This is a genomic window from Curtobacterium sp. MCSS17_006, assembly GCF_003234215.1.
GTDB lineage: Bacteria > Actinomycetota > Actinomycetes > Actinomycetales > Microbacteriaceae > Curtobacterium > Curtobacterium flaccumfaciens.
Map to the genome: position 1 here is coordinate 279,256 of NZ_QKSO01000002.1, position 13,102 is coordinate 292,357.

Annotated in this window: 9 protein-coding genes and 4 tRNA genes; 8 read left to right on the top strand and 5 right to left on the bottom strand. The window is 71.6% G+C overall.

Translation table 11 applies throughout. From position 1 onward, the window contains the following. Positions 1-100: 100 nt before the first annotated feature. On the top strand, positions 101-496 hold the full coding sequence (locus DEJ21_RS03530; RefSeq protein WP_111223710.1) for a hypothetical protein: 396 nt from the start codon (positions 101-103) through the stop codon (positions 494-496). A gap of 24 nt (positions 497-520) precedes the next feature. Here the strand turns inward: DEJ21_RS03530 and DEJ21_RS03535 are convergent, their stop codons facing one another. Continuing rightward, positions 521-1,705 carry an MFS transporter gene (locus tag DEJ21_RS03535; protein WP_258374866.1) on the bottom strand — a complete coding sequence of 395 codons (1,185 nt, stop codon included), beginning with the start codon at positions 1,703-1,705 and terminating at the stop codon, positions 521-523. 169 nt (positions 1,706-1,874) lie between these two features. Here DEJ21_RS03535 and DEJ21_RS03540 point away from each other — a divergent pair, with 169 nt between their 5' ends. Then, positions 1,875-2,096 carry a DUF2188 domain-containing protein gene (locus DEJ21_RS03540; RefSeq protein ID WP_111223711.1) on the top strand — a complete coding sequence of 74 codons (222 nt, stop codon included), beginning with the start codon at positions 1,875-1,877 and terminating at the stop codon, positions 2,094-2,096. 46 nt (positions 2,097-2,142) lie between these two features. Here the strand turns inward: DEJ21_RS03540 and DEJ21_RS03545 are convergent. The 3 genes from DEJ21_RS03545 to DEJ21_RS03555 all read right to left on the bottom strand — a co-directional run bounded on the left by DEJ21_RS03545 (position 2,143) and on the right by DEJ21_RS03555 (position 2,492). Further along, positions 2,143-2,217 (bottom strand) — tRNA-Val (locus DEJ21_RS03545). 47 nt (positions 2,218-2,264) lie between these two features. Continuing rightward, a tRNA-Cys gene (locus tag DEJ21_RS03550) sits at positions 2,265-2,338 on the bottom strand. 82 nt (positions 2,339-2,420) lie between these two features. Continuing rightward, positions 2,421-2,492, bottom strand: a tRNA-Gly gene (locus tag DEJ21_RS03555). Positions 2,493-2,707: 215 nt separating this feature from the next. Here DEJ21_RS03555 and DEJ21_RS03560 point away from each other — a divergent pair. The 5 genes from DEJ21_RS03560 (at position 2,708) to DEJ21_RS03580 (ending at position 9,114) form a co-directional block, all read left to right on the top strand. Next, positions 2,708-2,780, top strand: a tRNA-Val gene (locus DEJ21_RS03560). A 112-nt stretch (positions 2,781-2,892) separates the two neighbouring features. Beyond that, complete coding sequence (locus DEJ21_RS03565; protein ID WP_111223712.1) at positions 2,893-4,458, top strand: DUF3375 family protein; 1,566 nt, start codon at positions 2,893-2,895, stop codon at positions 4,456-4,458. After that, on the top strand, positions 4,455-5,243 hold the full coding sequence (locus DEJ21_RS03570; protein WP_111223713.1) for a DUF4194 domain-containing protein: 789 nt from the start codon (positions 4,455-4,457) through the stop codon (positions 5,241-5,243). Before DEJ21_RS03565 ends, DEJ21_RS03570 begins: the two co-directional genes overlap by 4 nt. Continuing rightward, complete coding sequence (locus DEJ21_RS03575; RefSeq protein ID WP_111223714.1) at positions 5,240-8,608, top strand: ATP-binding protein; 3,369 nt, start codon at positions 5,240-5,242, stop codon at positions 8,606-8,608. The genes DEJ21_RS03570 and DEJ21_RS03575 overlap by 4 nt, the downstream gene beginning before the upstream one ends. Positions 8,609-8,799: 191 nt before the next feature. Then, positions 8,800-9,114: a hypothetical protein gene (locus tag DEJ21_RS03580; protein WP_111022856.1), complete on the top strand. Its 315-nt coding sequence runs from the start codon at positions 8,800-8,802 to the stop codon at positions 9,112-9,114. 165 nt (positions 9,115-9,279) lie between these two features. Here the strand turns inward: DEJ21_RS03580 and DEJ21_RS03585 are convergent, their stop codons facing one another. Continuing rightward, positions 9,280-10,746: a peptide MFS transporter gene (locus DEJ21_RS03585; protein ID WP_181433121.1), complete on the bottom strand. Its 1,467-nt coding sequence runs from the start codon at positions 10,744-10,746 to the stop codon at positions 9,280-9,282. Between the two features lie 197 nt (positions 10,747-10,943). Between DEJ21_RS03585 and DEJ21_RS03590 the strand changes: the two genes are divergently transcribed. Continuing rightward, a complete protein-coding gene (locus DEJ21_RS03590; protein WP_111223715.1) occupies positions 10,944-13,082 on the top strand; it encodes an acyl-CoA dehydrogenase in 2,139 nt (712 codons plus the stop codon). Positions 13,083-13,102 lie beyond the last annotated feature (20 nt).

The window sequence follows — 13,102 nt, forward strand, 5'->3', positions numbered from 1 at the left end:
CTGGACGCCCGACCGGGGAGGAGTCGCGATGCCGGTGGTCCGCGAGCGAGTGCCGTTGTGGCGCACGCCCTGGTGGCACCCTCGCCGCTGGGAAGCGCGTATGTGGGTGCTGCTCGTCGCGGCTGCTGCTGGCGGCGTCCTCCGCGAAGTGGTGCATCCGTTCTACGACGACGGGGTGCGGGCGGTCGCGAACTGGGTCGCCCTCTGCATCCCAGGATGTGTGATCGCGTACGTCGTGGTCGGTCGGTGGAAGAAGGGCCTCACCACGCTGTGGAAGCCGTCCTGGCGCGAGCTCCGACGGATCCTGGTCGCGGCACCGCTCGGGGTGCTGGCCCTGCGGCTGCTCATCGAGGACGACGACGGGTGGTTGTGGCTGCTCGCCGGGGTGTCCGCCGCGCTGCTCGCGCTCGCGGTGGCTCGCTGGGTCGCTGCGCGCCGCGATCGTCGACGTCGGACGAATGCCTACGGGACGGTGTCCGCTGACCCGTACGCGTAGCGCCCGATGGGGTTCGTCTGTGCCCTACGCGTCCCGTGCGGAGTCTGTCTTCGACGGCAACCGCGATGCCACGAGCGTCCCGACGAGCGCCACCACCGCGAAGGCCGCGAACCCGAACGGCAGCCCGATCGCGCTGCCGACACCACCGACGACGAGCGGCCCCACGGCGTCCCCGGTCTCACGCCCGAGCTCCGCTGAACCCATGGTGCGACCGAGCCGATCCGGCGGAGTCGTCCCGGCGAGGTGCGCGAACGCGACGGGTGTCAGCGTGGCGACACCGGCCCCGGCGAGCAGGGCCGCGATGAAGACGGCCACCGCCGAGGGTGCGACGGCGACCACCAGGAACGCAGCGGCCACCGCGGCCGTCCCGGCCACCCCCGCGACCCCGGTGCCCAGACGCCCGGCGTCGTGCAGCCGCCCGGCGACCGGCTGCACGAGCGACGACGTCACGGCGAGGACGGCGACCGCGAGCGTCGACACCAGGAGCGGGATGCCGACCTCGGTGCCGAGCGCCGGGAGCATCCCGGTCAGCGCGCCGATCGCAGCGCTGCCGACGGCAAGGACGACGACCGGGATCAGGAACTGGCGGTCCGTGGCCGCTCGGACCATCACGGCGAGCGTGGCCCGCTGCCGGGGCAGGGGCACGACCGGCTCGACGGCGACGAGCACCGCCACCGCCGTCACGAGAGCCATCACGACGAGGATCCCGAACAGCCACTGCGTGCTGCCGAACTGCACCACGAGTGCACCGATGACCGGTCCCCCGGCGTAGCCGAGACCCTTCCACGAGCCGTACCGACCGAAGTACGTCCCGCGACGGTGCACCGGCACGAGGCGGGCGACCGCGGCGGAAGATGCCGGCGAGAACGCGGAGGCGCCGGCACCCTGCAGCAGACGGGCGAGCCCGAGCCAGAACGGACCGGTCCCGAAGACGCCGATGAGCGAAGCCGCCGCGAAGACGATGAGTCCGCCGACGATCACCGGTCGCGGGCCGATGCGGTCGGAAAGTGCGCCGAAGACCGGCTTGAGGACGAGTTCGGCGACGTCGTAGAGCGCCAGGAAGAGCCCCAGCCACGCGAGCGTCAGGCCGAGTTCGAGGTGCTCGCCGCCGACCGCCGCGGCGATGCCGTTCGCCCCGAAGGCGGTCACGAACCCCGCGGCGTACAGCGGAGCGAGCCGAGGGGGCGTGGTCGTCGACAGCGCGGTCACGTGACCACCCTGGCCGACCAGGCGCAAGGCCGCCAGTTCCTCGTGGCCCCGAGCGGGTACGGCGCCCCGGAGCACCCGCGGTGGCGGACGAGGCTGACCGACGAGCCAGCGAGCCGGCACCAGCCCCACCTCGACGTCCGCTCGGCCACCTCGTGGCACCGTCGGAACCATGCGAGGAGACATCGAGACGTACCACCAGGACGGGCAGTGGCAGAGCAAAGTCGAGGGGACGGACGACGTGTTCGGCGTCGCACACACGAAGCGCGAGGCAGTGGCGCTGGGTCGGGAGCGGGCGAAGGCGGAGAAGGTCGAGCACATCATCCGCAACGAGGACGGCACCATCCACGAACGCTCCACGTACGGACACGATCCGCGGAACATCCCCGGGTGACACCGTCGGAACGACGAAACCCCCGGCCGAGGCCGGGGGTTTCAGGTGGTGGGCGATACTGGGATCGAACCAGTGACCTCTTCCGTGTCAGGGAAGCGCGCTACCGCTGCGCCAATCGCCCAGGTCCCTGCGTGGACCGGAGTCCATCAAGGTCTTGGAGGGTGGATCTGGAGGTGGGGACGGGATTCGAACCCGCGTGGACGGCTTTGCAGGCCGCTGCCTAGCCTCTCGGCCACCCCACCATCGAGGTTCACGTCTCCGTGAGTACCCGAACGGTGGGATACCCTCTGGTGAGTCGCGGGCCTTCGAGAAGACCCACACTCGAGCGGATGACGAGATTCGAACTCGCGACCCTCACCTTGGCAAGGTGATGCGCTACCACTGCGCCACATCCGCACTTGTCGTTCCGCTGTCGCGGCGACGACGTAAACTCTATACGCACCGGGGCACTTCCACCAAAATCCTCCCCGTTCACCGGGCGTGTCCCCCGAGTTCATGCGGATCGGGGCGGTTCGACACCCCCTGTGGACAGCGCGCCACACCCGGGCCGCGCGACGTGTTCGATGCACCGCCGGACTTCCGCTAGTATCGATCCGCACGAACAGTGCAGGGGGCGATTGGCGCAGTTGGTAGCGCGCTTCGTTCACACCGAAGAGGTCATCAGTTCGAGTCTGGTATCGCCCACACAGCAACACCCACCACCGACAAGAGCCCGACGCAGCAGCGTCGGGCTCTTGTCATCTCATCAGGCCGCAGCACGCGGCCAGACCACCAGCACGATCGGACGAAGGGGCGCATGACCGACGTCGACCTCGAGTTCGCCCGGGTCCGAGCGGTCCTCGACCGTCCGACCCTGCGGCTCATGTCCCGGCCGACCAGCGCCACGGTCCTGGCCGTGTTCCGCACGGTCTTCGATCGCGACGTGCAGTACGTCCCCGCCGACCGCATGCACCTGCAGGTCGAGGAACACGTCGCGCGCCTGCAGGCGGCGGGTGCCCGCGTTCCCGCCAGCGACCAGGCGGTGCAGGCAGCCAGCGCGCAGACCGACAGCGAGCCGACCGAGGGCGAGCAGGAGGCCCGCCCGAACGGCCGCGCCCTGTGCCGCGAGTGGGTCGGCGCCCAGTGGCTCGTCCGCTCGAACTCCCCCGACGGCGACGAGCAGTACTCCCTGACGAGCCACGCGCTCGAAGCCCTGAGCCTCGTCGACGCCCTGTCGGCCGACCGCGCCCTCATCAGCGAGAGCCGGCTGGCGATGATCGTCGACGCCGTGCACCGGTGGGCCGCCCGCGCCGAGCCCGACCCCGACGTGCAGATCCGCCGGATCGACGCCCAGATCGCCGAACTGCAGGCAGAGCGGGAGCGCCTGGAGCACGGCGACGACGTCGTGGCCGTCGACGACGACCGGATGCGCGACGGGTACACGAACATCTCGGACCTGATCCGGCAGCTGCCGAGTGACTTCAAGCGCGTGGAAGAAGCGGTCGCGACGATGCACCGCTCGATCGTCGAGGACTTCCGGCAAGAGGTCCGCCCCATCGGCGAGATCCTCGACGACTACCTGGCGCGCACCGACAACCTGATGGAGGCGACGCCCGAGGGCCGTGCCTTCGAGGGCGCCTTCGAACTGCTGCGGGACGACGCCCTGCTCCTGCGGCTCCGCGACGACATCGCGACGATCCTGGCGCACCCGTTCGCGCAGGGCCTCGGGGCCGGCGAGCGTCGGGCCTTCCGCAACACCGTGACGATCCTGCGCCAGGGCATCGAGGACGTCCTCGCCCAGCGCCGTCAGCTCACCGCCACGCTCCGCGACCAGATCGTCGCACACGACGTGGTGCGCGACCGCGAGCTCGACGCGGTGCTCCGCTCGATCAACCGCGGCCTCGCCACCCTGATGGACCAGGGCGGTGCACGCGACCGGATCCCGCTGCCGCTCCTGCCGGCGGCGGCCGAGGTCGGCACGCTGCGCGAGCGCTTCTACGACCCGGACGCCGAGTCCGTGCCACCGCCCATCGAGGAACCCGACGACGACGTCTTCGAGGACCTCGACGTCGAGATGCTCCGCAAGCACGGGGGGCCGCTCCTGACCGAGCTGCGCGCGGCACTCCGCTTCGCCGAGGCCGACTCCAGCGTCGACGCGTTCCACGGGCTGCCGCCCGAGCAGCGCCGACCGGTCGAGCTCTTCGGCCTCGCGCACCTGCTGACGGGGCGCGACGACTTCGAGTCGGCCGCCCACGTCGCCGAGCACCGCACGGTCCGCCCCGACGGCACCGCGATCACCTTCCACATGCCCACCGCTGCGCTCGACGACGAGCGCACTCCGGTCGGCGACGCACACGACGAGAACGCACAGGAGGCACGGTGAGCGACACGACGCCGGCACCGGTCGACGACACGGTCCCCTACGACGACCCCGCATCCGTGATGCAGGACGACGAGCGTGACGAGTCCAGCTTCGCCCTCTTCGAGGGCGACGAGGGCCGGCTCGACGAGCACCAGCGACGCGCCCTGGTGGCCCTGCTGCGGCACTCGTACGTCAGCTCCCGCACACACCCCGACGAGTGGCGTGCGGTGCTCGACGCCGAGTACCAGCTGCGGTCCCGCCTGAACGACCTGTTCCTCGAGCTGCACGTCGACCGCGACCGCGAGGTCGCGTGGAAGCGCCAGGCGCGGTCGGAGAGCCAGCGCCGCACGTTCCCGACCCTGCTCCGCGACCTGCCGTACACCCGCGAGGAGACGATCGTCCTCGTCTACCTGCGGATGCGCCTGCGCGCCGACGCCCGACCGGGCCCGGACCAGGTCGTCGTCGACCGCTCCGAGATCCTCGGGCACGTGGCGGGTTTCCGTCCAGCGACCGCGACGGACCGCACCCGCGACGAGGGCCGGGTGGCGAAGGCCATCGAGCGCCTCGTCACCGCGCGCATCCTGATCCGCACCTCCGACCCGGACCGCTTCCGGGTGGCGAGCGTCGTCGAGGTGCTGCTCCCCCTGGAGCGCCTGCTCGAACTGGACACCTGGCTGCGGACCACCACCGCGCAGGGTGAGGCGACCGCCCCGGGCGGCGAGCCGACCGACGGGGACGACCCGGGCCTCCCGGCAGACGGCGAAGCCGAGACCGACACCGACGACGAAGGCGAGACGGAAGCGTGACCGACACGTTCGAGATCCCGGCGCTCTTCGACACGGTCGCGCAGTGGCGCGCCGAGTCGATGCAGGTCGTCAACTGGGGTGGCTTCCACGGCCACCGGCAGGTCGAGCTGTCCGGCACGGCGACGCTCATCTCCGGCGCCTCGGGCACCGGCAAGTCGACGCTGATGGACGCCTACCTGGCCGTGATGATGCCGTCCGACGTGCCGTTCAACGGCGCCTCAAACGACGCCACCACCGGCCGCGCCCGCAGCGCCGACCAGCGCAACCTGCTCACGTACCTGCGCGGCAAGGTCGACACCCGGCGCGACCCGGAGACCGGCAGCCTGCGCGACGTGAACCTGCGTGGCGACGACCAGACCACCTGGGGCGCGGCGGCGGTCACGTTCCGGAACGACGACGAGCGGCGCTTCACGGTGCTGCGTGCGTACATCGTGCCGAAGCGCGCCCGCGGGGTCGGCGACATCCAGATGACCATGGCGACGGTCGACGACACCTTCGACCTGCGTCGGCTCGAGGAGTTCGTGCCGTCGCGGTTCCACCATCTCGAGCTGACCGGCCGTGTGCCGGGGCTCGTCATCCGCGACACCTACCAGGAGCTCGCGTACACGCTGCAGACCCGGCTGGGCATCGGCGACTCCGGCGGCGGCAACCGAGCGATGCGCCTGCTCGCCCGGATCCAGGCCGGTCAGCACCTGCCGACCGTCGACGCGCTGTACAAGTCGCTCGTGCTCGAGACCCCCGGCACGTACGAGGCGGCCGACCGGGCCCTCGCGCACTTCTCCGCCCTCGACGAAGCGTACGAGGCGATGGACACCGAGGAGCGCAAGGTCCGCATCCTCTCCCCCATCACCGACCTGCACGACGAGATCTCGCGCGCGACCGAGGCCGCAGCGGCCCTGGACGGCATCGCGACCGGCGCCGAGGTGTCGCCGTTCGCGCACTGGACGGCCTCGCGGAAGCGCGACCTGCTCGATGCCGAGGTCGCGCGCAACGCCCGGGAGCGGACGGCATCGCGCGCCGAGGTCGCCGCGGCCGAGGCCCGGCACGCCGCCGTCGAGATCGAGCTGCGCGACGCCGAGGCCCGGCTCCGCGACCAGGGCGGCAACGCACTCGCCCAGCTCGAGGACCGCATCGAACGGCTCACCCGTGAGCGCGACGCCGTGGTCCGCACCCGCGCCACCTTCGACGAGCGCACGGCGGTGCTCGGGGTCCCCGTCTCCTCGGAGCAGGACTTCACCGGGATCCAGCGTGCCGCGCACGAGTTCCTCGGGTCGTACGCCGACGCGCGGACCGCCCTCGACGAGCGCCGCGACGCCCTGACCCGCGAGGAGTACCCGCTCCTCGACCGCGAACGGTCCCTGCGGCAGGAGCGCCAGTCGCTCGAGCACCGGCAGGGCGCCATGCCGTTGCCGATGCACGAGGCCCGGCTCGCGATGGCCCGTGCCACCGGCATCGACCCGGCCGAACTGCCCTTCGTGGCGGAACTGCTCGACGTGCTGCCCGGCGAGGAGCGCTGGCGCACGGCCATCGAGTCTGTCCTGGCCCCCGTCGCCCGCACGCTGCTCGTCGACCAGGACCGCCTCGGCGACTTCAGCGAGGCGATCGACGCACTGCGCCTGCCCGTCCGCGTGCAGTTCGAGGGTGTGCCGACCGGCCCGCACCTGGACCTCGACGGCGACCCGGCGATGGTCTCCGGCAAGCTCGCCATCAAGCCGTCGCCGTTCAGCACCTGGGTGCGCGAGCGGATCGAGTCCGACCGCACCGACGCCCGCTGTGTCGCCTCGGCGTCGGACCTCGGCGGTGGTGGCCGCCGGGTCACCGAGTCCGGGCAGCTCCGCGACGGCCGTCGTGGCGCGCACGGTGACCGCCGCCAGTCGAACGTCATCGGCTTCACGAACGAGGCCCGCGTCGCCGCGGTCGAGCAGGAGCTCGCCTCGATCGCGCAGGACCTCGCCACGCTCGAGGCCCGCCGCACCGACGTCGCGCAGGACCTCACCGCGCTCGACGTGCTCCGCGCCGCGCACCAGCACGTGGTCGACGTCACGTGGGCCTCGATCGACGTCGACGGGCTCGGGACGTCCCTCGCCCGGCTCGACGAGGAACGGCAGGCGCTGCTCGCCGCCGACGACGGCCTGCGGACGCTGCGGGCCTCGGTCGCGCGGCTCCGGAAGTCCCTCGACGAAGCGGCCGACCGTCGCTCCGCCGCACGGCTGTCCGTCCAGCGGCTCGAGGAGCGCCACGCGGTGCTCGTCGACGGCCAGGACGCCGCCGCCGAGATCCTGGAGCGCTTCGAGGCCTCGCCCGGTTCGCTGCCGGACGACCAGCAGTCCCGTCTGCTCGAGGAGACCTTCGAGGAGATCGGTGCCCCGGACGGTGTCGACGGGTTCGACGACGCCACGCGACGACTGAAGCGCCGGCTCGAGGAGCGGCTCACGCAGGCGCTCGACGGTGCCGCGGCGGCCTCGACCTCGTTGACGCTGACGTTCCAGCGCTACCAGGACGCCTGGCCCGACCCGAACCTCGGCACGGGCGTCGCGTCGTACCCGGACTACCACGCGATCCTCGACCAGATCGTGGCGACCGGCCTGCACGCGCGTCGGAGCGAGTGGCGTCGACGCCTGTCGCAGTGGAGCGGCGAGGACCTCGTCCCGCTCGCCGGCGCCTTCGACCGCGCCGTCGTCGAGATCGAGGAGCGCCTCGAGCCGGTGAACGAGATCCTGCGGGAGCTGCCGTTCGGCGCGAACCGGGACCGCCTGAAGATCCAGATCCGCCGGGTCACCCGCGAGGACGTCACCGCCTTCCGTCGGGAGCTCCGCGCGCTGTCCGCCTCGGTCGACACCGAGCTGACCGACGACGTGCTCGAGACCCGGTTCCGACGGCTCCGGCGGTTCATGGCGGTCATCCGGCCCGACCCCGACGCCGCCCGCGGCCGCACCACCCAGCGCGACGCGGTGCTCGACGTCCGACGGCACATGGAGATCACGGCCGTCCGGTACGACACCGACGGCAACGACCTCGGCGTGTACTCGTCGCTCGGCGACAAGTCCGGTGGGGAGACGCAGGAGCTCGTGGCGTTCATCGTCGGCGCCGCGCTGCGCTACCAGCTCGGTGACGAGACCCGTCCCCGTCCCCGGTTCGCGCCGGTGTTCCTCGACGAGGCGTTCATCAAGGCGGACTCGGAGTTCGCCGGCCGTGCGGTCACCGCGTGGCTCCGGCTCGGGTTCCAGCTCGTCGTGAGTGCGCCGCTCGACAAGGTCACGGCGCTCGAACCGTCGATGGAGCGGCTCCTGTCGATGCGCAAGCACCCCGAGACGGGCCACTCGTCCGTCACCGAGATCGCCCGGGTGGAGCCGGCCGCCGTCTGACGCGGGCCGGGTCTGGTCGCGCGTGTCGGCTGGTCAAGACACCCCGCTCACCTCCGCCGAGCGGTCACGAACCGTCGGATGGCGGCGGCGCAGCCGACAGTTCGTGACCACTCGACGCGCGGCAGGCGGGGTGTCCTGACCACCCGGCGGCCGGGCCGTCAGCGTGTCGCCAGGTGCCGCACAGACGTTCCATGACCACGCGCCGCTACGGCGATGGCGTGTTCGGACGCCGCCGCTCCCCCAGTCCCCGCCCCGACGACGCTCCCGGTCTCGGCATCGGTGCCCTCGTGCAGGTCATCGACACCGATCGGGGTGGCGAGCAGTGGGCCGACGAGCCGATCGGGGTGATCGTGGCTCCCGGCGGGAGTCAGATCGGCGGGACACAGCGCACGTGGACCGTCGCCTTCGATGAGCCCGCGTACACGAAGGACGGCCGCGGCCCCTTCGAGCGCGCGACCGTCCTGAGTCGTCAGCTGGTGCCGGTCACGACCGACAGCGGCGAGTAGTCCGGGTCCGGACTCAGTACTCCTCGGAGCCGCTCTTCATCATGGCCGCGACGGCCATGCAGCACCCGACGCCACCGAGGACGCCGACGCCGATGATGATCCCTGCGATGAGTTCGAGCATGGGTGGTGACTCCTTGGTTGCGTCGGCGTGTGGCTCCGCTCAGGTTACCGGATGCCGCGCATGAGCCGCAGCACCGGCTTGGCCAGGAGCAGCAGGACCACGCCCACCACGACGGCGACCAGACCGAGGATCGTGAAGTACGGGGCCTCGTTCGCCGGGTCGTAGTAGCGGGACAGCACCCCGGTGACGGCGGTGCCCAGCGACACCGACAGGAAGAACAGCGCGACCATCTGGGTCTGGAACTTCGGCGGCGCGAGCTTCGTGGCGACGGACTGGCCGACCGGCGAGAGCAGCAGCTCGGCGAGCGTGAACACCAGCAGGATGCCGACGAGCGCCAGCAGCGGCGTGCCGTTCTCGCCCGAGCCGGTGAACGGCAGGAACAGCAGGAACGCGAGCCCCATGATCCCGGTGCCGAGGGCGAACTTCGTCGGGGTGGACGGCTGGCGGTCGCCGAGCTTGGTCCACAGCGCCGCGAAGACGCCGGACAGCACGATGATGAAGACCGGGTTGATCGACTGCACCCACGACACCGGCATCTCCCAGCCGAACAGCGAGCGGTCGAGGCGCTCGTCGGAGTAGACCGTCACGACGGTGAACTGCTGCTGGTAGAGCGACCAGAACACGGCACTGCCGATGAACAGCGGGATGAACGCGAAGACCCGCGACCGCTCGTCACGGGTGATGCCGCTCGACAGGATGACGACGAAGTAGCCGATGGTGGCCAGCACGACGACCGCCACCACGACGGTGGGCAGGTTGCCGACGTTGAGCAGGCCGGTCAGCACGGCGACGACGATGACGACGAGCGCGACGACGACGCCGGCTCCGATGAGCGGCAGACGGCGGCGGTCGACGGGGTTCGCCACGTGGCGGACGACCTCGGGCAGCTTCTTCCGCCTGATCGCGTACTGCACCAGGCCCGCCGCCATGCCGACGGCGGCCAGGCCGAAGCCCCAGTGGAAGCCGAGCGAGCTCTGCAGCAGCCCGGTGAGCAGCGGTCCGAAGAACGCCCCGAGGTTCACGCCGAGGTAGTAGAGCGAGAAGCCGGCGTCGCGGCGCGGGTCCTCGCGGCTGTAGAGGCCGCCGACGATCGTGGTGGCGGTGGCCTTGAGTCCGCCGGAGCCGAGCGCGATGAGCACGAGGCCGACCCCGACCCCGGCCACCCCGGGGATGAGCGCGAGGGCGATGTGCCCGAGCATCACGACGATCGCGCTGCCGAACAGGGTCCGGTCAGCTCCGATCAGTCGGTCGGCGATCCACGCTCCGATGATCGTGAACAGGTAGACCGCGCCGCCGTAGGCACCCATGATGCCGGTGGCGATGCCCTTGTCGATGCCCAGGCCGCCCTGCGTGACCGTGTAGTACATGTAGATGAGGACGATGCCCTGCATCCCGTAGAACGAGAACCGCTCCCAGAGCTCCACGGCGAACGGTGTCGAGAGCTCGAACGGTTGCCCGAAGAAGGTGCGTCCGGGACGGCCTTCGCGGTCCGCGGGGGTGGTACGTGACATGGCGGCCAGTCTGCCCCTGGCCGGGTGCGCACGCCCAATCGTCGAACCCCGCTCATGTCTTTGGAGGGTTCCCACGACCTCGTGACGGCACCGGCGACACGGGGTTGTGCGCCCGCACGGCGTTCCCGCCGCTGTCGGCACCGGTGTCTAGCGTGGACGGTGCAACACGGACACCGCAGTTCAGGAGGACTCCGCCCATGGTCGACACCGCACCCGCCCAGCGCACCACCCCCGCCAGCGGCAACGACACCGCGCCGGACGTCGAGGCGAAGAACGCCGCGCCGAACGCCGACGCCGCCGGCGACCCGGCAGCGGGCACCCCGACCGCCGGGACGGACACCGACGTCCGCATCGACGTCGAGCTGGTGCAGGAGCTCCTGCTGGGACGCTGGGCCGAGGACCGCCGGATCTCCCGGCGTCTCGCGCTCGACCCCGCGATGCAGAAGATCGAGGGCCAGCCGATCCCCGAGCACCGGGCACGCGTGCTCGAGCAGCTCCGGACCCTGGTCGACGCCGGGGCGATCCAGCGTCCCTACCCCGCCGAGTTCGGCGGCCAGAGCAACCACGGCGGCAACCTGGCGGCGTTCGAGGAGCTCGTCGTCGCCGATCCGTCGATGCAGATCAAGGCCGGGGTGCAGTGGGGACTGTTCGGGTCGGCCGTGCACCACCTGGGCACCGAGGCGAACCACCGCGAGTTCCTGCCGGGCATCGTCTCGTTCGAGGTCCCCGGCTGCTTCGCGATGACCGAGACCGGCCACGGCTCGGACGTCCAGAGCATCGCCACGACGGCCACGTACGACCCCGCGACCGAGGAGTTCGAGATCCACACGCCGTTCCGTGGTGCGTGGAAGGACTACATCGGCAACGCGGCCCTGCACGGCCACGCCGCCGTCGTGTTCGCGAAGCTCGTGACCGCCGGTGTCGACCACGGCGTGCACGCGTTCTACGTCCCGCTCCGCGACGCCGACGGGGCGTTCCTGCCCGGCGTCAGTGGTGAGGACGACGGCCCCAAGGGCGGACTGAACGGCATCGACAACGGCCGGCTCGCGTTCGACCACGTCCGGGTCCCCCGCACCAACCTGCTGAACCGCTACGGCGACGTCGCCGCGGACGGCACCTACTCGTCGCCGATCGCCTCGCCCGGCCGCCGGTTCTTCACGATGCTCGGCACCCTGGTGCAGGGCCGGGTGTCGCTCGACGGCGCCGCGGTCGTCGCCCAGAAGATCGCGCTGCAGATCGCCCTGACGTACGCGATGCAGCGCCGGCAGTTCCCCACCGGTGACGGCACCGAGGGCGTGCTGCTCGACTACGGCCGGCACCAGCGCCGGCTCATCCCGCGCCTGGCGACGGTGTTCGCGCAGTCGTTCGCGCACGAGAAGCTCCTGCGCACCTTCGACGACGTCTTCAGCGGGCGCGAGGACACCCCGGAGCGCCGGGAGGACCTGGAGACCCAGGCCGCAGCGTTCAAGTCGATGTCGACCTGGTCGGCGCTCGACACCCTGCAGGAGGCCCGCGAGGCCTGCGGCGGTGCCGGGTTCCTCGCCGAGAACCGTCTGACCGGGCTCCGCGCCGACCTGGACGTCTACGTGACGTTCGAGGGCGACAACACCGTGCTGCTGCAGCTCGTCGGCAAGCGCCTGCTCACCGAGTTCCGCGCGAAGGCCCCGAAGGACCCGGCGTCCACTGCGAAGTTCGTGGCGGCCGTCGCGGCGTCGAAGCTGGCGGACGCGTCCGGCATCCGCCGCCTCGGCCAGACCGTGGCCGACCGCGGGTCCCTGGCCGCCAGCGTCGCCGACCTGCAGGATCCCCGCACGCAGCGCGAACTGCTCGCCGGTCGGGTCGACACCATGGTCGCCGAGATCGGCATGCGCCTCGCGTCGGCCGGCAAGGACCGCGCCCGCGCCGCCCGACTGCTGAACCGCTCGCAGCACGAGCTCATCGAGGCGTCGAAGGCGCACGCCGAGCTCATGCAGTGGGACGCCTTCACCGAGGCGCTCGACGAGGTCACCGAGGGCGACACCCGCCGCGTGCTCGTGTGGCTGCGCGACCTGTTCGCGCTCGGCCTGCTCGAGCAGCACCTGGACTGGTACCTGCTGCACGGCCGGCTGTCGGCGCAGCGTGCCCGTGCGGTGTCCGCGTACATCGACCGGCTCGTCGCCCGGGTCCGACCGATCGTGCCGCAGCTGATCGAGACCTTCGGGTACGAGCCCGGTCACGTCCGGGCGCCGATCGCGCTCGGTGCCGAGCAGGCCCGACAGGACGAGGCCCGCGCCTGGTTCGCCGCCGAGGCCGCCGCCGGCCGGCTGCCCGAACAGGAGAAGAAGCCCCGCCCGTGACGGACGTGCAGCCCCGCCCG

Coding starts and splice junctions, on each gene's coding strand:
- DEJ21_RS03530 (WP_111223710.1), top strand. CDS start 101: ATGTGGGTGCTGCTCGTCGCGGCTGCTGCTGGCGGCGTCCTCCGCGAA.
- DEJ21_RS03540 (WP_111223711.1), top strand. CDS start 1,875: ATGCGAGGAGACATCGAGACGTACCACCAGGACGGGCAGTGGCAGAGC.
- DEJ21_RS03565 (WP_111223712.1), top strand. CDS start 2,893: ATGACCGACGTCGACCTCGAGTTCGCCCGGGTCCGAGCGGTCCTCGAC.
- DEJ21_RS03580 (WP_111022856.1), top strand. CDS start 8,800: ATGACCACGCGCCGCTACGGCGATGGCGTGTTCGGACGCCGCCGCTCC.
- DEJ21_RS03585 (WP_181433121.1), bottom strand. CDS start 10,746: ATGTCACGTACCACCCCCGCGGACCGCGAAGGCCGTCCCGGACGCACC.
- DEJ21_RS03590 (WP_111223715.1), top strand. CDS start 10,944: ATGGTCGACACCGCACCCGCCCAGCGCACCACCCCCGCCAGCGGCAAC.